Source organism: Psychrobacter sp. H25 (genome assembly GCF_059076335.1).
Genome location: NZ_JCACRV010000001.1, coordinates 1,981,437 through 1,999,732, shown reverse-complemented (window position 1 = coordinate 1,999,732; position 18,296 = coordinate 1,981,437). Strand labels below are relative to the sequence as shown.

The window sequence follows — 18,296 nt, the reverse complement described above, 5'->3', positions numbered from 1 at the left end:
ATCAAATAAACCATAGTCAATGTTCAAAGTTATGCGATGAGAGCGTAATCAATTGCCAGCAAAATTACAGCTAGCAATATCAATAATTAAAGGTGTTACAAGTTAATTGAGGGTCATATGACAACGTTATCTACTTTAAATAAATTTAAAAAAGACGGCACCAAGTTTACGTGTTTGACGTGCTATGACTCAATGTTTGCACGGATGATGGATAAGGCGCAGATCGATACGATTTTGATTGGTGATAGCTTAGGAATGGTCGTGCAAGGCCATGACTCGACAATACCTGTGACAATCAACGATATGGCTTATCATACCGCCAATATTGCCCGTAGCAACAAACATGCTCTGATACTGGCTGATCTACCGTTCATGAGCTATGCGACATTGCCAGAAGCCATTGCCAATAGTCGTCAACTGATGCAGGCAGGCGCGCATGTAATCAAAATTGAAGGCGGCAATGAGCTTTGTGAACTGGTTACTACCTTAGCGCAAGCAGGGACACCAACTTGTGTACATCTCGGTCTGACACCGCAATCAGTTAATGTTTTTGGGGGTTATAAAATTCAAGGTCGCGGTGATGAAGCGGCTGACAAATTACTCGCTGATGCTAAAGCGGTCGTTGATGCAGGTGCGGCGCTACTAGTGTTGGAATGTGTTCCAGCAGCACTGGCAAAGGCAGTCACAGAAGCGGTCGCGGTACCTGTTATCGGTATCGGAGCAGGCGCAGATACCGACGGTCAGGTACTCGTTATGCATGACATGCTTGGTATGGTATATGGGCGTGTGCCACGCTTTGTACATGATTTTCTGACGGATGAACGCAATGACGCACACAGTATCGAGGGCGCTTTTGCTTTGTATCAACAGTCAGTACGTGAAGGCAGCTTTCCGACTGAACAACATCAATTCGATTAATCTCGTTGACGCTTTTACATAACAGAACGCTTTAATAAAAGAAAAAATTACCATGTCTCCTATCATTCATCATCATATCTCGTCGTTACGTGAGGTTTTGCAGTCTTGCCGTGGTCAGCAGCATACCAAGGAAAAAGGTGTGCAGCGTATTGCTCTAGTACCAACGATGGGCAATCTGCATGACGGTCATCTTGAGCTGGTAAAAATTGCCAAGCAGCATGCGGATGTGGTTGTCGTGAGCATTTTTGTGAATCCTACTCAGTTTGGCGTGGGTGAAGATTTTGACAGTTATCCGCGTACGTTAGACGAAGACGTGGCTAAGCTTGCGACAGTGGGTACAGATTACGTGTTTGCCCCTAGTATCGAAGAGATGTATCCCGTATTACCATCACCCACCAGCGTGTTGGCTGGTGAAATTGCCAATCAATTATGCGGTCAATCACGTCCCGGTCATTTTGATGGTGTGGGTATTGTGGTCTCCAAGCTATTCAATATTGTACAACCAGATATCGCCGTCTTTGGACAAAAAGATTACCAGCAGCTGGCTATCATTAAGCAGTTGGTGCGTGATTTGAGCTATCCCATCGAGATCATCGGCGCCCCTATTGTTCGTTCTGATGATGGGCTAGCACTGTCATCACGCAATCAGTACTTAAGCACATCTGAACGAAATACGGCGCCTATATTGCATCAAGCATTACAAGATTTAGCCGAAAAATTAACAAATAGCAGGATTAGTCAGCAAGCGTTTGAAACATTGCTAGCAGACGCACGTAAGCGTATTAGCGACGCAGGTTTTGTGATTGACTATTTAGAAGTAAAAACTGAAGATCTAGACGCCATGACTAATGATTCAATAATCTTCAATGCAGAAAATAAAAATTTCGTTATTTTGGTCGCAGCTTGGTTAGGGCGTGCACGGTTATTGGACAATCAGTTAGTGGCTATTAATTAGTGATTATCAGTTAATGACAATGGGTTAGCTTTTTTATACCGTAATGTACTAGATGGGATGAATAGAGCATGGATACACGTCAGGATCAAAGCGATAATAATACAGCATCGACAACGCCTCAAGTATCAACCGATAAGCTCAGCATCTTGGTGGTATCAGGTCGTTCAGGATCGGGGAAAACCTCGGTGCTGAACATTCTAGAAGATCTGGGATATTATTCTATTGATAATCTACCCTTATCATTGTTACCCAATGCGGCACACAAGCTGATTGGTGAGAGCGGTATCAATCGTATTGCCCTTGGGGTTGATATTCGCACGCCGCGCGCTGATCTGTCTAACTTTGCAGCAACACATGAGTTATTACGAAAAACTTATGGGGCGCAGGCAGTACAAGTCCTATATGTGACAGCGCAAGAGAGTACGCTAATTGCACGTTTTAATGCGACGCGCCGCGTCCATCCGCTAATGTCTCAAGATGTCGATAGCGACAACGCCAGACACATTGCATTTAATTTGCCTGCTGCACTCAAAAAAGAAGTAGAGCTGTTGGAGCCAATTTCTGCTCATGCAGATATCACCATCGATACCAGTAGTTTAAACATCCATCAGCTAAAAGACAGCTTGCGCGAACATGTTGGTGTGGACAATCAAATCGTCATTAATTTGCTGTCTTTTGGTTTTAAATACGGCAGTCCCATTGATGCGGACTTTGTATTTGACGTTAGGATTTTACCCAATCCGCACTGGAATCCCAAGCTGCGCGCATCGACTGGTCTCGACATTGAAGTAGATGCCTTTTTTAGCGACTATCCTGAAGTGACAGAGATGCTCAATGACATCGATAAATTTTTGACGCGTTGGCTACCCGAGTTCTTGCACAATAATCGTCATACGGTAACCGTTGCCATCGGCTGTACAGGCGGTAAACATCGTTCAGTATTTATTACTGATCACCTGCAGCGCCGCCTCACTGATACCATGCCACAAGGTGTCAAAGTATTGGCAAAGCACCGCGAAAAAAGCCGTTGGTAATTCATTTCGACCCTATTCATTTTATTACTTATTATTTTGGAACGCTTTTATGATCGACTGGAAAGAACAGGACATGCGCGTCTCGCGCACAGAACTCAAAAAAGCCCATGAGCGCTTGCAGCAATTGTCTATACCGCTTGCAAGCTTATCAAAAAAGCAGCTAAAGACTCTACCTGCCAGTGATTACTTTATGGCTGAGCTCATGGCATTGGCTGACATTACCAGTGCTAATGCTCGCAACCGTCAGACCAAGCGCGTTGGTAAACTTATCAGCGAAGAAAACCGCCACGAACTTGTCAAAGCATTGTTTGATGCATTCTTTCCAAAAGAGCAAGTCTCTAAAATAGAAAGCTGGTACGATCGTTTAAATATCAATGATGAAGGAACGCTCAAGCAGTTCGTCAAGCAATACAAAGCTTCTGAGCACAACAGTATGTATCAATTACTGCTATGGATTGAGTATGCTAAGCACATGCAGGACGATGAGCTACTGGCAGAATCGAAAGAAGATTTGGCAAGCTATATCCGCGAAGTAGCGATTTTGTCGCAGTTGAAAAAATAGATACATATAATATCGATTATATTTTAGAGCATAAAAAAGCCAATCAATTATGATTGGCTTTTTTGTATCACCTAGTGATTCATATTGTATGTATCACTAGGCTGTTTCGATTTGCGCTTGTTTCAATTATTTTTTCTCAGCACGCGCTTTATCGACTAAATATTCAACAACTTTAGGTACTTTAGCATCTTCACCAGTTACCACATATTTGCCTTGTACAACGACGGCTGGTACGCCAGACAGTTGATAACGTTTAGCACCTGCTTGTGAGCGACCAATTTTTGTACCCACTGCAAATGAGTTATAAAGACTGTTAAATTTCTTCTCGTTCACCCCTTTTGATGCATACCATTTGCTCAATGATGATTGATCAAACAGTTTTTTGCCGTCTTTATGGATGGCATCAAACAACGCAGCATGAGTTTTGTCTTCAAAGCCCAAAAGCTGAGCGGAGTAAAAACCACGTGCATTGGCTTCCCAAACAGGGTTGAGCGCTGCTGGTGTTCTAAAAAACACGACATCTTTGTCTTTGGTTTTTGCCCATTTTTCCATATGCGGATCAAGAACATTACAATGCGGGCAGCCATACCAGAAAAACTCACGAACAATGATAGCATCACCGCTGATGGTTTCTGGATTGTCTAGTACGCGATAATCTTTTCCAGCGACATAGTCCGCAGCTTGTGAGCCCATAGAAGCAAGCCCAATGGCCATCGCTAGACCAGTCAGTGTCATGACACGTTTCATACTTTATCCTTGAGGTGTAGGGATTTAGAGTTCGTTAAGAGGTTTGTGCACTGGTGGTATTCAAACGCATGATATTTGCAATATGCAGTTTTCACCGTGTTTGAATGATGCAGCGCCAAGTATAGTCGAACGATACAGCAGTATTAAGGTATCGACTATGATAACGCAAAATGCATACACTTGTGAATCGGATTCTTAACCGACAGTTGTAAAGCTGTTAGCTATTATTGAAGACATATTGCTTAGCGCTTTTCAGTCTTAGCTGGTTTGGCCTTATTTCGCCAACACTGATCATGATCCTTGCTCCGTGATGATTACGAATAATGCGAACAAATAATGCCTGCGACAAGGTGATAACTCGTAAAAAATGTGTATTTACCAAACCTATTCACAATCAGTGACGATGTACTTATGACAAATTCGCAGCTGCCATGCTAATATTGAACACATAATCGTGCACTGCATACGATAACAACTATAATAGTAATCAAGGACAATCCTATGATCTCAGCCTTACCTGCTTCGTCATCTTCAAACGACGAAAACATAAATAATAGATCGGCTAATACTGTCAATGTTGATCCTAGCGAAGTCGAGAAATTCAATAATTTGGCAAGCGAATGGTGGAGCAATACAGGTGCCTTTGCCACTCTGCATGAGATCAATCCATTACGTTTGAACTGGATAGAAGAAAACATCAAACGTGGCTATCAGGGCGATACTAGTAATAATGGCACGTCTGCCAAAACAGCTGAACAAGGACTTGTTGGCAAAAAGGTACTTGATGTTGGCTGCGGTGGCGGCATATTGGCAGAGTCTATGGCACGTCGCAATGCTGATGTGACAGGAATTGACCTAGGTACCGAAAACCTGAAAGCGGCGGCGTTGCACGCAGAACAAAGCGGATTAGAAAGCACTTTATGCTACCAGCATATCCCAGTAGAAGCGCTGGCAAAGACGCATGCGGGTCAGTTCGATGTCGTAACCTGTATGGAAATGCTTGAGCACGTTCCTGATCCCAGCTCGATTGTGCAGGCTTGTTATGAACTGCTAGCCCCTGGCGGTGTCTGTGTGCTGTCGACAATTAACCGAAACCCCAAGTCGTATCTGTTTGCTATCGTGGGAGCAGAATACGTACTACGATTGCTTGATCGCGGTACCCATGACTATGCCAAGTTCATCACGCCAGCTGAATTAGACAAGATGGCAATAGACACGGGGTTTGTCCGTCAGGATATTATTGGCTTACATTACAATCCATTGACTAAGCGCTATTGGCTTGCCCAAAATGTCGATGTTAATTATATGATGGCAGTCCAAAAGCCATTGGCTTGATACTGGTATCAATTACCTACATTCACCGTAATTCATTAAATATATGATCAATCTCAAGAGCATTCACTATGACCCAATTCGTAAAAGCTGTTTTATTCGACCTTGATGGGACGTTAATCGATACTGCTGCTGATTTTGTTCGTATCATTGGCAAAATGAGTTTGGAGAATAACTGGCAAGCGCCGCCTGAGGCAGCAATCCGTGAGCAAGTCTCGGCGGGTGCGTCAGCTATGGTGCAATTGATGCTCAGACACAATGATCAACTTGAGGTTAGCGATGACGCATTGCTTGATTTTCGTCAGCAGTTTTTAGACGACTATGAAGCCGATATCTGTGTGGACAGCTGTGTGTTCCATGAGCTCGAAGCGGTACTGACTGATTTAGAAGAAAAAGGTGTCCCATGGGGAATTGTCACTAACAAGCCCCGTTATCTGGCAGAAAAGCTATTAAGCGAAATGCAACTAGATGATCGCTGTGCCGCTCTGGTATGCCCTGATGATGTGTCCCGATCAAAGCCTGATCCAGAGCCGATGTATATGGCATTAGAGAAGCTAGGGATTCCTCGCGGCGCAGCTGGTTGTGTCCTATACGTCGGTGACCATATACGTGATATAGAAGCAGGCAATGCGGCTGGTATGCCAACGATTTTAGCCGCTTACGGTTATATTCCGCCTGAAGATCAGAAGTCTTTGAAAAAGTGGGGTGCTGATTATATTGCTGATACTCCTGAGCAGTTAAACAAACTGCTGTTGTCTTCTGGCAAATTCGATTATTTATAAGTTTTTAGTTTTTAGTTTTTAGTTTTATAGCTATCAGCTATCAGCTATCAGCTATCAGCTATCAGCTATCAGCTATTGGTATATTTCAGTCTCTAAAGATAAGCACGTATTTTAACGATTCCATGATAATAAATGATAAGTAGTGAGCAACGCTATGAGTGACCATATTGACCAGCCAGCCAATCAACAAAACAGTCAGCAAGACAACCAAAGAACCGTCCACAGTCGCCTTCAGCCTTTGACTCATGATGATATTCGTAGTTTTGTGCCACCTAATGATTGCCTAGATGGTAAGACTATCTTGGTGACTGGCGCAGGTGATGGTATCGGCCGTGTTGCCGCTTTGACCTACGCTCGCTATGGTGCCACAGTCCTATTGCTAGGACGGACCAGTAGCAAGCTTGAATATGTCTATGATGAGATTGAAAGTCTGGGTGGTAAGCAGCCTGCAATGTTGCCTATGAATCTAGAAGGGGCGACTTATCCTGAGATGCAGCAGTTAGAAGGATTGATCGACAAAGAAGTGGGTCAACTGGATGGCATATTGCATAATGCTGGTGTACTTGGTCAATTGACCCCGCTTGAGATGTACGACGTCGATACGTTTGCTGAAGTGATGAAAGTTAACTTTACAGCGACCTTTATGCTCACCCAAGCACTGCTTCCCTTATTGAAAGATGCTGATCACGGCTCTATCGTCTTTACTTCTAGTACAGTAGGTACGCATCCTCGCGCATTTTGGGGCGCTTATGCACTCTCCAAGCAAGCCGTCGAAGGGATGAGTGATATCTTTACTCAAGAGACGCAAAATACCACGAATTTGCGGTTTAACTGTATCAATCCTGGTGGAACGCGTACCAATATGCGCGCTCATGCTTATCCAGGAGAAAATCCCATGAGTTTAAAAACGCCGGAAGACATCATGTCAGCCTACGTCTGCTTGATGAGTAACGAAAGTATTGGTGTACGCGGGCAAGTGGTTGAGCTACAGCCAAAAGATTAAGAGGTGTTACTTAAACTTGCATGAATACAAAGCGTAAAAGTAATTTGGGTAGCTATAGTTGATACTAAATGAAATAGATGCGTCGTACTAGGATGCGAAACTGGTATAAATTTTCTTTAGTTGCTTGATGTGCTAATAGAAGCTACAAAAAATATATACCAACAGCAAGATATCTGTTTTATAGTAAATACGACTCTGTTTTTTGTCAAAACTACCAATGATTTTTACTTAGGATAATACTTATGAATAAGTCCATTGCTGCTGCATGTGTGCTGCTAAGTTGTACTTCAGCTTTTGCGCAAACCACGCTTTTTGATCCTTCCATCGAGCACAATCCTCAGGATGGTGTCATAAAGCTGTATGGAGCAGGTGGCCCACATACCGCTTTAAGAAAAGTGGCAGATGTCTGGGAAAAGCAAGGTGGTACCAAGGTAGAATTAATAGCAGGACCTGAAGACAAATGGTCGGCTGACGCTCAAGCTGATGCCGATGCTCTGTGGGGAACTTCTGAGCAATCAATGACTGCATTTCTTGAGACATACGAAACTTTTGATCATGAAAAAGTTGAACCCATTTATATCCGACCAGCAATCATAGCTGTACAAAAAGGAAATCCTAAAAATATACGTAGCTTTGATGATTTATTAGCTAAGGGGATTAAAATAGTTGTGACCGAAGGTAAAGGAACATATAACACTTCGGGTACTGGAGTTTGGGAGGATCTCGCAGGACGCAAAGGAAGCTTAAACGATATTGCTCGTTTTCGAGATAATATAGTAGCGTATTCTTTAGGATCTGGAGCCAGTTTTAAAGCATTTAAAGATGAAAAAGCAGATGCTTGGATAACTTGGCCGAATTGGCCGCTTAATAATTCCAAAGATATGGACATGGTTAGTATAGATAAGGATCGAGCTATCTGGCGTGATTTAAACATCGTTGTATCACCAAAAGCTGATCCTCAAACAAAAGATTTTCTTAACTTTTTAATCACTAAAAAAGGACAAAAAATCATGAAAACAGAAGGGTGGCAACGCTGAGTAGAAGGTTTTAGGCATACACTCTTAAAAAGTAAATACCCTAAATATAATTCTCACTAATCGTTCAAACACATTTGTTATTTGCATATTGTAATTAGCAATAACCACCCCATCTATTTGTTATTAAAGAATTTATCTATAAAGCAATGATCATTAAAAAATAAATAGGATGGGATTATGGCAGGTGGTTGGTCAAGAGATGGTGCTGAGCACGAGCAGATGGACGCAACGGTCAATGATGCGTTAGAGCGAGCGCGACGTTCGCTGCCTACAGGTATCAGTGCTGAGCTATGTGATGAATGTGGTAACCCTATTCCAGAAGCGCGGCGATTAGCGGTTCCTGGTATTCAACACTGTGTTAGCTGTCAGACCGAGCTTGAACAAGAAGCAAAGGCTGCGGAACTGTTCAATCGCCGTGGTAGTAAAGACAGTCAATTGCGTTAATTGAATGATTTTAGCAAGAGCTAAGCAACTTTGAGTAAGAGAAGTCAGAGTGAGCACAAAAGAGCGAACCCTGTTCTACATAGCAGGGGTCGCTTTTTTATGTTCATTTTTTTGTGTTAATGCTTTTATTCTAGAGCGACTGTATAACCATTGCCATCAACTCTCGATCAAAAGCTTCCCAATCTACAGAGTCTGATGAGGATTTAGTATGGGATGCGGTCTCTATTTTTTCTATAGTTGTATCGATAGCATTTGTATCGACAGTATTGCCTAACTGTAAGATAACCTCTAACCGACTGCCAGTCTGTGCATCAATTGTCTTGGTAGTTATACTGCCAGGATTGAAGTTGAGTTGCAGCCAGCCATCTGAAGTATGTACGACGCCTTTGATACGCTGCCAGTTTGGCAGTGCTAATAGCCAGTTTTGTAATTCATCAGCGTCTAGCACGTAGTGTGTAGGCAATCGCCATCCAGCCAGCTGAAAATCTTGCTGCTCTTCATGATATCGATAGAGTAATTCGGTATCAGTATTAGCTTGAGTCTCAGCCTCATCCCCAAGACCGTTCGAGGATGACGAAACTCCCAAAGTGCTTGGCTGTGACAGTGAGCCAAGCGTAGATTTCTGATTATGAGCGATGTTGACTTTGCGTTGGTTTGAAATGATAGCGCTGGGCTTATGCAGTTGCTCGTTTAGCGTCGCTAAGTAGTTATGTGCTAAAGGGGTATTTGACGAGCCTGCTATATCAGGCACTACTTGTTCAGATACTGCCCAAACAATTTTTACTTGTGAATTGAGCTTGGCTATCCACTCTACCAAGGATTGTTTTTCGTTACTACTCAATTGAGCATAGCGATTGATGATCAGTACATCGGCATCACGGATATGCGCTTGAAAGCCATCATGATGACGGTATTTAGTTTGTTGCCACTGCTCAGCGCTCAGTACAGTGATCACGGCGCTCATTTTCAAAGCTGTCTGCCAGTGCGGGGCACTGAGCTGTAATATAAGCTCGCGCGGATGAGCTAACCCTGTAGGCTCGATAAGGAGTCGCTGTGGATGATGGTCACTGAGTAGACGACTGATCGCTATTTGTAAGGGCAACTGACTGGTACAGCAAATACAGCCGCCACTGACTTCACGAATGGCAATACTCTTTTGCTCAAGCGTGCTGGCTTGTGAGCTTGCTAAGAGTGCACCATCAACACCGATACGACCAAACTCATTGATCAGTAAAGCCCAGCGTTCGTTATCAGGCTTTGTGGCAAGCAACTGATTAATTACTGTGGTTTTGCCAGCACCTAAAAACCCTGTCACTAACGTGCAGGGTATGTTTTGAAAAATAACAGAGTTTTTCACAGAAATACTCATTATATAGACCGTATTTGTGAGTTACCGAACACGGCCCATACTAAAAGAAAATGATAGTAGTCAAAAGCTACTCGCTTTTGACGGTGTCTGCCTCAGCCTCGTCAGGGACGAACACATAGCCGACACCCCATACCGTTTGGATATAACGCGCTTGGGAAGGATTATCCTCAATCAGACGACGTAGACGTGATACCTGTACGTCGATAGATCGTTCCATCGCGCCCCATTCGCGCCCGCGAGCAAGATTCATCAGCTTATCACGAGTCAGTGGCTCACGTGGATGTTGTACCAAGGCTTTAAGCACTGAGAACTCACCTGTAGTAAGTGTCACCACATTGCCGTCGCGTTTGAGCGTACGAGTTGATAAGTCTAGGGTCCATGGACCAAACTCAACCACTTCTAACTGATGACTTGGTGCGCCTGGGAGCTCACGATTCTGACGACGTAATACTGCTTTGATACGCGCCAATAGCTCTTTTGGATTAAAAGGCTTTGGCAGATAGTCATCTGCACCTGCTTCTAGACCTGCGATGCGATCTGCATCGCCACCTTTGGCGGTCAGCATAATAATTGGGATGTCAGCATTGTCTTCGCGTAAGCGTTTACAGATACTGATACCGTCTTCACCTGGCAACATCAGATCTAGTACGACTAGAGAGAAAAGCTCGCGCTGCATGAGTTTGTCCATTTGACTGCCATCGTGAGCAGTACGAACCACAAACCCGTCGTCTTCTAGAAAGCGCTGCAGCAAAGAGCGCAGACGGGCATCGTCATCGACGACTAAAATACGCTGAGTCAAAGTATCTGGGCTGTTATTATCAGTCATACAGGCATCCTTTTATAAAAATTATTGTTAGCAGAAACTACGAGTCAAAAGCGATGAGTAAAACATTGCTATTGGTTGCCATTATTTAGTTATTGGGCAAAATAAATACGTCACAAAATCAAAAACTATTGTTCAATATGTCAACGCATATCGATATTTGTGTCATTGATACTTTAGTGTATAAGATTGCACCGCCAATTGCATCACTCATAAGGACAAATGCTGTATGCGTTTGTTTAACGAAGCCATGGAACGTTTGATACAAAACGATTTGCGCCACAAAATAGACGATAAATAACGAAAAGATAAAAAGGATTTTTATTCATGCAGCTTTTGCTATAATGCAAAACTACATTTCTCAACGATTGATACGTATATGAGTAGCACTGATACCTTAACGTCATCTCAAGCCTCGACAAATGCACAGGTTTTGGATGCAACCACACACGCGAATATTCACGACAAGCTTGCTCGCGCGCTTGGCATTAAGACTGCTCAAGTCAATGCGTTTGTGAAACTTTATGATGAAGGCGCGACTGTTCCTTTTATTGCGCGTTACCGCAAAGAAAAGACGCAAAACCTGGACGATGCACAGCTGCGTGCACTAGAGAAGTCTTTGAACTATGAGCGTGATATGGCTACACGTCGCCTCAAGATCTTGGAGCTACTCAGTACACAGGACAATCTGACTGATGAGCTACAGGCGCGTATCGATAATGCGACCTCTAAGCTTGAGCTTGAAGATATCTATCTGCCATATCGTCCACGTCGTCGTTCACCTGCTGCCAAAGCGCGTGCCGCAGGTCTCGATGTTGCTGCACAAGCAGTATTGACGCAAGAAATCACTCCGACTGACGCATTGGCTGATCATCAAGTCCAATCAAGTATTACTGATGATAGTGGTAATGAGATTGAAGTTGATTTTAGCGATATTGAAAAACAGCTCGCGGGCGTACAGGCAATTATCGTTGATGAATGGACACAGGCACTAGGCTTGCTAGATAATTTGCGTAGTGGTTTTGCCAAAACTGCCAGTATCGTATCGAGTGTTGCGAGCGAAGAAAAGCGTGAAGTGGGCGAGAAGTTCAAAGACTATTTTGAACATAGCGAAAGCTTAGCTCGTCTCCCAAATCATCGTCTATTAGCAATGTTACGTGGTCGTCAAGAGAACGTCTTGGGTCTAAAGATTGAAGGCGAGGATGCTCCCTTTATCGAAAAAATCATTAGCAATTTTGATGTTGATGCCAAAGCACCGGCTGCACGTCGTGAATTTTTGACGGAAGCGGCCAGTAGCTTGTGGAAAGACAAATGGCGTCCGCATATCGAGCATCGCTTGTTGACTGAAAAGCGTCTAGCCGCAGAAGCGGATGCGATTGATGTATTCGCTAGCAACTTACAGCATCTACTCATGTCTGCACCAGCAGGCCCCAAAGTGATTTTGGGCGTTGATCCTGGTATCCGTCATGGCGTAAAGATGGCTATCGTGGACGCTCAAGGTCACGTGATGCTAGACAGCGAAGAAAAGCCTGTCATCGCGACAGTTTATCCATTTGCACCTGATAACAAAATGACTGAAGCCAAAACAGTCATTGATGAGCTATTAGGCACTTATAATGTAGACCTAGTGGCTATCGGTAACGGTACGGCAAGCCGCGAAACCGATGCGATGATTAAAGAGATTCTAGCGGCAAATGATACACTGAAAGCTAAAGCTGTTATCGTTAATGAGTCGGGCGCGTCTGTCTATTCAGCGAGCGAGCTTGCCAGTGATGAGCTTGCTAACTTAGATGTCTCTGTACGCGGTGCCGTTTCTATCGCCCGTCGCCTGCAAGATCCATTATCAGAGCTTGTCAAAGTCGATCCGAAAGCTATCGGTGTTGGTCAGTATCAGCATGACGTGAACCAGAACCAGCTAGCGGATAGTCTCGATAAAGTCACTCAAGACAGCGTGAATGCGGTTGGTGTGGACGTCAATACGGCGAGCCCTGCTATCTTGGCTCATATTGCAGGTCTTAACCGCAATGTGGCACAGCAAATCGTCACGTATCGCCGTGAGCACGGTGCCTTTGATAGTCGTGAAGCACTCAAAAATGTCCCACGCCTAGGTGCTAAAACTTTTGAGCAAGCAGCAGGCTTCTTGCGTATCCATAATGGTAGCAATCCACTAGATGCGACTGGCGTACATCCAGAAAGTTATGCCTTGGTCGATAGCTTATTGGCACAATCGGGTAAGCCGTTGCCAGAAGTTATTGGTAATGATGATGTGCTAAATGCCATCGATACGACCACACTAGCGGCTAACGATGATAATGTCAGCGTAAAAGCAATCTTAGATGAACTGGCTAAACCTGCACGTGATCCACGACCTGAGTTTAAAACGGCTAACTTCCGTGATGATGTGAATGGTATCAAAGATCTTAGCGAAGGCATGGTCTTAGAAGGCGTTGTCACCAATGTGACGGCCTTTGGTTGTTTCGTTGACGTAGGGGTACATCAGGATGGTCTGGTACATATCTCACAGATGGCCAATGATTTTGTCGCAGATCCTATGAACCGCGTCAAGCCAGGTGATATCGTATCGGTACGTGTCATCTCTATCGATGAAAAACGTGGGCGTATCGGTTTTAGTATGAAACCTGAATCTGAGAAACCTGCACGTACAGCGGCTATAGATACGGATGGCGAAAAAACCAGTCGTCCACGTAGCAATCCTGCAAATAGCAACCGTCCAAACAATAGTCGCCCAGCTGCTGATAAGCGTTCCGCTAAACCACGCGGCAAGCGTCCGGACAATGCAAATAGCAACCGCAGTAGTAAACCAGTCAAAAATGACAAAGCTGAATCACCGAGCAAGATGGGTACGCTTGGCGCCTTGTTGCAAGAAGCTGGCGTGACTAAGACAAAGAAATAAGCACGCTACGGCATAGGTAATATTACTGAACATAAAAAGGCAGCCATATGGCTGCCTTTTTATGTTCAGTAAGTCAGTAATAAAGCATTGATTGACTCAAAAAATTGTTAGCCTTAACGCGATACCGCAATACGGCGGTTTTCTTTGAACTGTATATTGGCTGGCTGTGTGGCTAGTAACTCACCGCGCTTGTCTTTTTTCTTTTCTTGTAAAGTACTAGCGGTATCTGCCATTTTATTATCGGAAGCCGCTTCACCTACAATCAATGGCTGATAGTTTGCATTGCTATGCTGCATGTTAGGTGTTTGGACGCTACGTGCAGGAACTTGAGCAGTTGGCGCCGCAGTCATTGCTGCAGCATTGGTAGATACCTGGGCGTTGTTTCTCAAAGCGGCATTATTGTTGGCCTTATTACGCATCATATCATCGGCTTCGTCACCCATGTCATCGGTTTCGTCGTCCATATCGTCGGCATCAGACTCATCGATATCAACAGCGCCAGGTTGGGTAGCTAGTAGCTCACCATCAGGACCTTCTATTTCAGCTCGTAAAGTATTATCAACGGCCGTGCTACGCATATCTGCTGGCATAATGTCACTGTTCCCCATAGGGGCAGCCATTGCTACAGCTGGTAACATAAGAGTAGTTCCTACGATTAAAGATAAAACGTTCTTTTTCATTATAAAGCTCCAAAACCTATAAATTGATAATTGAAAACCGATCTATATATCCAAGTCCTAACATCTATATCCAAATACAATCACTCAGCTGAAGTGTTTTAAAAAAAGTAACTTATATGAGGTAACTTATATGAGGTAACTTATAATAAGTAACCTAGATATTAATAAGTAATTTATATATAAACTGCTTTGAATATAAATCGACTTAAATAAGGGCATATATAAATGTGATCAGCTTTTGATTTAACCTTGTTCTAATTGGTAAAAGCAAAATACCAGCTATATAGCTGGTATTTCAGTAGTAAACTCATTAAAGTTCTAACAGCTTGGTATATTCTTGTGATGTTATGAAATCAAGCTCTATGACTATTGGTACATGCATCACCGTTTTTATTCAATAATCATGTACTCAGTATCATCAGAATTCATTGAGCGTTGCTGATTGTCACTATTATCATCAGATAGGTCTATCACAGGGTAGCTCTGAGTCACTGCTATATTATTAATAACATCAGCATCTGCTTTTTTCCCAACGATAACCGTGTCATTGGCACTGTTTTCAATGGCAATGGCATCTCCTCTAGCTGTATTAATACTTTTGACTTGGTTTTCTGGCACGAGGATAACTTCTTTAACTCTGTAACTTGTAGGGCGGATGACACGGGTGGTCTCAATCATCACTGGTTCTACGCTACGTGCTTCAGCGATAGCGAGTTGTGCTTCTGGCGCTGCTACCTCACCTACGATAGGAGTAGGGAACTTGCCGCCAAAATGGTTATCACATTGTTGCATGCTCAGGCGTACAGGGTTTCCTGCACTGTCCATGTAGACGTTGACAGGCATGTCAGCTGCAATAGGGATGTACTTGCCGACCAAGTCTCCTGATACACCATAGCGACCGTTTGCTTGACCAACACCTAAGTCACAAGCACCAGTTGAATAGTTGCTGGTAGGCAAATTATTACTATTAACAACGCTCTGAGGGATCATGACTTCAGACAATCGCATTTTGCCGACAGTTGCTTCACCAGCCTGGCGTTTTGGGTTTTGATACGTATATGGGGTATAGAATTTGGCTGAGCCATCTCGAACGGCAGTCACGCATTCTTCATAACTGTCGTAACCAACATTACCATGACCGTCTGTCACCATGGCGGCATTAGCTGAACTGGCAAAAAAAGCAAAACCTGAACTTAATATGGCGGCTGTTAATACATTCAATTTCATCGTTATTTCCTTTTTAGTTAATGTTAGCAATCCTGCTGTTTCTCTGTCTTATAAGAAGCTAGAACTATTCTTATGTCTAGTATCACTTCTTTAAGCAATACTTAATCCTTTAACCAATACGTTTACTTATTTTTTTCGTTTTCTTTTTTCTTAAATAATTAGTATGTCAAAACTGTTTTTAAATTTCCGCTATAAATTTGATGCGCCTTTCTGTATGTCTCTTTTTTATTTTCTATAGAACGGACTTTATGACCTGTTTCATCCTAGCGTACTGCCTCAGTTATGGCTGTGACATTACGCTAGGAATGTGTAGCATAATGTATTAAAAAATCGAAAAGCCGCAACATTGTTTACTAAAAAAGTACGGTATTAGTATTTGTTAACATGCACTGCAAGATTGATAGATGTACAGCCATCAAAAAACCGTACCTTGTTACCAAGATACGGTCATAAAAGTAATAAGCGTTAACCCATCGCTATTTAAAAATTGTTCGAGCGACTAGCCGTCGACAACCTCAAAGCTCAGACCTGAGTGTTCTTCTAGACGAGATATCAAATTATCCCCCATTGCAGAAGCTGGTGTCCAAAATCCACCGCCGACGTCCTCTTTACTCACATCTTGTGCCAGACACAATGCTGCTTGTGCAATCATACGAGAGGTACTGCCATAACCAGGGTCTTTATCACCTGTGACTTTGACAGTGATAGTGTCTTTTTTAGCCGTTTTTCCAAAATGACGAATATCGAAATAGCCGTTTTCTTGCTCATCTTTAGACGGGCCTGACCCTGCCTTAGGAAGGACATGCTTAGATAACAACTCACGGCTTGGCTTGATCATCATGGCGGTAGCGAAACCCAGCAACCCTGCACTCATAGCATAGCTTGATAGTTTGCCTTTGACGCCATCTTGCATCCACATGGCTTCGTCATATTTGAAATCGCGACCATATTCATAACTGAGTAGTTGGTTGCTGCGATGGACAATACGCGTATTAATGGTCGCCATCACAAAAGGCGCTAACCAGCGTTTATGGTTGCTATCGTACTTTGGTTTGCTGACATTGTCTTGACGTACATTGGGCGCCTCTGCGTCGTCATTCAACAAGTAAGGGTTGGCGACTTGTTTACGGCGTGATTTATCTTCTCCAGCTTCTTCAAAGATAGACGCCATCGAGGCAATCGTTCCGCCAGAGATGCCACCTTTCGCCGCTTTTACGCGCATATTGATTACATTACAAGTTTCGCCAAACTTTTCTTCCGCCTTTTCTTGTAGGAAATAAACGCCCAAATCTGATGGGATAGAGTCAAATCCACAAGAGTTTACGATACGTGCGCCGCTTTGTTTAGCAGTATCTTGATACTTGTCCATCATATCTTTGATAAAAATCGCCTCACCGGTAAGGTCGACATAATCAGTGCCGTTTTCAGCACAAGATTTTATCAGTGGCTCACCATATTTTAGATAGGGACCAACGGTTGAGATGATAACTTGTGTCTGCTTTGTCATGTCATCGAGACTGGCAGGATCTTTGCTGTTGGCAATGATAATGTCTACTTTGCTCTCAAGCTTTGACTGTAGTTTATTTAGCTTGTCTTCGTCGCGCCCTGCAATCGCCCAAGTAATATTAGAACCGTCTTTGTTTTTGGCATTAGACAAAAAGTTGGTTAGGTAATGAGCAGTGATTTGACCTACGAAGCTCGTTGCCCCGTACAAGATAACGGCATAGGGGCGGTTATCAGTGTTGCTTTGTTTTAATGATTTTGCGGTGTCCGTGTCAGTATTCATGGGTATTATCCTTAATAGGGTGAGTGATCATGTGACCTTAAACTATAAACCAAGTGGTTTAAATAGGTTAGGAGTTTATGGAGTCGCTACAGTTTTCATTGCCAAACATCTGTTTCAGAAAACAGTTAGGGCATCTATCCTAATGCTACTTATCTATATTTCTAATAGGTATATAGTTCTAATAGGCACAGCTATAAAGTATACAGCTATAAATCAATAAGTAGATTGTCAAAAGATATTGGATAATCCCAAATAGCGTAATTGTTAAGACAATAAAAAATAAAAGGTACTAGGAGTTGCTACAAAGTTTACATAACCTACCGATATCATTACCAAAGTGTACGCTCTTTAGAAAAAAATATTGCTAATCTATGTTTGTAAGCAGATATGACTGGTATTAAAAAAACAAGAAGTTAAATGAATACCATATAAAGTTTACTATCTGGTTTTTAACAATTATTTTAGGAGAACATCATGTTTCGTTGGGCTATTATTTTCGCAGTAGTTGCACTATTAGCAAGCTTACTAGGTTTTGGCGGTGTTGCAGGACTATCTGCTAATCTGGCATACATTTTCTTAGCCGTTGCGGTCATCTTATTTATCGTCGCATTCGTTAGTCGTAAAATGTAAAAAAAGCTTATCGTTCTAAGAAATTCATAATTATAAAAAAGACCCTAATATTA

Annotated in this window: 17 protein-coding genes; 11 read left to right on the top strand and 6 right to left on the bottom strand. The window is 43.0% G+C overall.

Going from position 1 to position 18,296, the window contains the following annotated elements; translation table 11 throughout:
• Positions 1-117 precede the first annotated feature (117 nt).
• From panB to yjgA, 4 genes are all read left to right on the top strand, one after another.
• On the top strand, positions 118-918 hold the full coding sequence (panB, locus tag AC5JPO_RS08085) for a 3-methyl-2-oxobutanoate hydroxymethyltransferase (RefSeq protein ID WP_493853787.1): 801 nt from the start codon (positions 118-120) through the stop codon (positions 916-918).
• A gap of 52 nt (positions 919-970) precedes the next feature.
• The gene (panC, locus tag AC5JPO_RS08080) at positions 971-1,873 is read left to right on the top strand and encodes a pantoate--beta-alanine ligase (RefSeq protein WP_493853786.1); all 903 of its coding nucleotides are present in this window, start codon (positions 971-973) and stop codon (positions 1,871-1,873) included.
• A gap of 68 nt (positions 1,874-1,941) precedes the next feature.
• Positions 1,942-2,907, top strand: a complete 966-nt coding sequence (gene rapZ, locus AC5JPO_RS08075) for an RNase adapter RapZ (RefSeq protein ID WP_493843936.1) — start codon at positions 1,942-1,944, stop codon at positions 2,905-2,907.
• 49 nt (positions 2,908-2,956) lie between these two features.
• Positions 2,957-3,469 (top strand): ribosome biogenesis factor YjgA, encoded by a 513-nt coding sequence (gene yjgA / locus AC5JPO_RS08070; RefSeq protein WP_319050683.1) that lies wholly within the window; start codon positions 2,957-2,959, stop codon positions 3,467-3,469.
• A 126-nt stretch (positions 3,470-3,595) separates the two neighbouring features.
• Here yjgA and AC5JPO_RS08065 read toward each other — a convergent pair whose 3' ends face one another.
• Entirely contained in the window at positions 3,596-4,216 is a 621-nt protein-coding gene (locus AC5JPO_RS08065) for a thiol:disulfide interchange protein DsbA/DsbL (protein WP_493853785.1), read from the bottom strand.
• A gap of 501 nt (positions 4,217-4,717) precedes the next feature.
• Between AC5JPO_RS08065 and ubiG the strand changes: the two genes are divergently transcribed.
• From ubiG to AC5JPO_RS08040, 5 genes are all read left to right on the top strand, one after another.
• A complete protein-coding gene (gene ubiG / locus AC5JPO_RS08060; protein WP_493853784.1) occupies positions 4,718-5,551 on the top strand; it encodes a bifunctional 2-polyprenyl-6-hydroxyphenol methylase/3-demethylubiquinol 3-O-methyltransferase UbiG in 834 nt (277 codons plus the stop codon).
• A gap of 68 nt (positions 5,552-5,619) precedes the next feature.
• Positions 5,620-6,330, top strand: coding sequence for an HAD family hydrolase (locus AC5JPO_RS08055; protein ID WP_319050680.1), 711 nt, complete (start codon positions 5,620-5,622; stop codon positions 6,328-6,330).
• A 154-nt stretch (positions 6,331-6,484) separates the two neighbouring features.
• Complete coding sequence (locus tag AC5JPO_RS08050; protein WP_493853783.1) at positions 6,485-7,333, top strand: YciK family oxidoreductase; 849 nt, start codon at positions 6,485-6,487, stop codon at positions 7,331-7,333.
• Positions 7,334-7,575: 242 nt separating this feature from the next.
• Positions 7,576-8,370, top strand: coding sequence for a substrate-binding domain-containing protein (locus AC5JPO_RS08045; protein ID WP_025651116.1), 795 nt, complete (start codon positions 7,576-7,578; stop codon positions 8,368-8,370).
• Positions 8,371-8,547: 177 nt separating this feature from the next.
• Positions 8,548-8,814 carry a DksA/TraR family C4-type zinc finger protein gene (locus AC5JPO_RS08040; RefSeq protein ID WP_201600864.1) on the top strand — a complete coding sequence of 89 codons (267 nt, stop codon included), beginning with the start codon at positions 8,548-8,550 and terminating at the stop codon, positions 8,812-8,814.
• Between the two features lie 130 nt (positions 8,815-8,944).
• Here the strand turns inward: AC5JPO_RS08040 and AC5JPO_RS08035 are convergent, their stop codons facing one another.
• Positions 8,945-10,183 carry a CobW family GTP-binding protein gene (locus AC5JPO_RS08035; protein WP_493853782.1) on the bottom strand — a complete coding sequence of 413 codons (1,239 nt, stop codon included), beginning with the start codon at positions 10,181-10,183 and terminating at the stop codon, positions 8,945-8,947.
• 67 nt (positions 10,184-10,250) lie between these two features.
• Positions 10,251-11,009, bottom strand: a complete 759-nt coding sequence (gene ompR / locus AC5JPO_RS08030; protein ID WP_319050677.1) for an osmolarity response regulator transcription factor OmpR — start codon at positions 11,007-11,009, stop codon at positions 10,251-10,253.
• A 376-nt stretch (positions 11,010-11,385) separates the two neighbouring features.
• Between ompR and AC5JPO_RS08025 the strand changes: the two genes are divergently transcribed.
• Entirely contained in the window at positions 11,386-13,920 is a 2,535-nt protein-coding gene (locus AC5JPO_RS08025) for a Tex family protein (protein ID WP_493853781.1), read from the top strand.
• 113 nt (positions 13,921-14,033) lie between these two features.
• Here the strand turns inward: AC5JPO_RS08025 and AC5JPO_RS08020 are convergent, their stop codons facing one another.
• The 3 genes from AC5JPO_RS08020 to AC5JPO_RS08010 all read right to left on the bottom strand — a co-directional run bounded on the left by AC5JPO_RS08020 (position 14,034) and on the right by AC5JPO_RS08010 (position 17,613).
• The gene (locus AC5JPO_RS08020; RefSeq protein ID WP_493853780.1) at positions 14,034-14,558 is read right to left on the bottom strand and encodes a hypothetical protein; all 525 of its coding nucleotides are present in this window, start codon (positions 14,556-14,558) and stop codon (positions 14,034-14,036) included.
• 432 nt (positions 14,559-14,990) lie between these two features.
• Positions 14,991-15,827, bottom strand: a complete 837-nt coding sequence (locus AC5JPO_RS08015; protein WP_493853779.1) for a hypothetical protein — start codon at positions 15,825-15,827, stop codon at positions 14,991-14,993.
• Between the two features lie 499 nt (positions 15,828-16,326).
• Positions 16,327-17,613 carry a saccharopine dehydrogenase family protein gene (locus tag AC5JPO_RS08010; RefSeq protein ID WP_493853778.1) on the bottom strand — a complete coding sequence of 429 codons (1,287 nt, stop codon included), beginning with the start codon at positions 17,611-17,613 and terminating at the stop codon, positions 16,327-16,329.
• Between the two features lie 474 nt (positions 17,614-18,087).
• Here AC5JPO_RS08010 and AC5JPO_RS08005 point away from each other — a divergent pair, with 474 nt between their 5' ends.
• The gene (locus AC5JPO_RS08005) at positions 18,088-18,243 is read left to right on the top strand and encodes a DUF1328 domain-containing protein (protein ID WP_114701374.1); all 156 of its coding nucleotides are present in this window, start codon (positions 18,088-18,090) and stop codon (positions 18,241-18,243) included.
• The last annotated feature ends 53 nt before the right edge of the window (positions 18,244-18,296 follow it).

What these genes read in the sequence shown, in the direction of transcription:
- AC5JPO_RS08040 (WP_201600864.1), top strand. Translation starts at nt 8,548, where the DNA reads ATGGCAGGTGGTTGGTCAAGAGATGGTGCTGAGCACGAGCAGATGGAC.
- AC5JPO_RS08045 (WP_025651116.1), top strand. Translation starts at nt 7,576, where the DNA reads ATGAATAAGTCCATTGCTGCTGCATGTGTGCTGCTAAGTTGTACTTCA.
- AC5JPO_RS08010 (WP_493853778.1), bottom strand. Translation starts at nt 17,613, where the DNA reads ATGAATACTGACACGGACACCGCAAAATCATTAAAACAAAGCAACACT.
- AC5JPO_RS08005 (WP_114701374.1), top strand. Translation starts at nt 18,088, where the DNA reads ATGTTTCGTTGGGCTATTATTTTCGCAGTAGTTGCACTATTAGCAAGC.
- AC5JPO_RS08015 (WP_493853779.1), bottom strand. Translation starts at nt 15,827, where the DNA reads ATGAAATTGAATGTATTAACAGCCGCCATATTAAGTTCAGGTTTTGCT.
- AC5JPO_RS08035 (WP_493853782.1), bottom strand. Translation starts at nt 10,183, where the DNA reads ATGAGTATTTCTGTGAAAAACTCTGTTATTTTTCAAAACATACCCTGC.
- AC5JPO_RS08065 (WP_493853785.1), bottom strand. Translation starts at nt 4,216, where the DNA reads ATGAAACGTGTCATGACACTGACTGGTCTAGCGATGGCCATTGGGCTT.
- AC5JPO_RS08020 (WP_493853780.1), bottom strand. Translation starts at nt 14,558, where the DNA reads ATGTTACCAGCTGTAGCAATGGCTGCCCCTATGGGGAACAGTGACATT.
- AC5JPO_RS08050 (WP_493853783.1), top strand. Translation starts at nt 6,485, where the DNA reads ATGAGTGACCATATTGACCAGCCAGCCAATCAACAAAACAGTCAGCAA.
- AC5JPO_RS08025 (WP_493853781.1), top strand. Translation starts at nt 11,386, where the DNA reads ATGAGTAGCACTGATACCTTAACGTCATCTCAAGCCTCGACAAATGCA.
- panC (WP_493853786.1), top strand. Translation starts at nt 971, where the DNA reads ATGTCTCCTATCATTCATCATCATATCTCGTCGTTACGTGAGGTTTTG.
- ubiG (WP_493853784.1), top strand. Translation starts at nt 4,718, where the DNA reads ATGATCTCAGCCTTACCTGCTTCGTCATCTTCAAACGACGAAAACATA.
- yjgA (WP_319050683.1), top strand. Translation starts at nt 2,957, where the DNA reads ATGATCGACTGGAAAGAACAGGACATGCGCGTCTCGCGCACAGAACTC.
- rapZ (WP_493843936.1), top strand. Translation starts at nt 1,942, where the DNA reads ATGGATACACGTCAGGATCAAAGCGATAATAATACAGCATCGACAACG.
- panB (WP_493853787.1), top strand. Translation starts at nt 118, where the DNA reads ATGACAACGTTATCTACTTTAAATAAATTTAAAAAAGACGGCACCAAG.
- ompR (WP_319050677.1), bottom strand. Translation starts at nt 11,009, where the DNA reads ATGACTGATAATAACAGCCCAGATACTTTGACTCAGCGTATTTTAGTC.
- AC5JPO_RS08055 (WP_319050680.1), top strand. Translation starts at nt 5,620, where the DNA reads ATGACCCAATTCGTAAAAGCTGTTTTATTCGACCTTGATGGGACGTTA.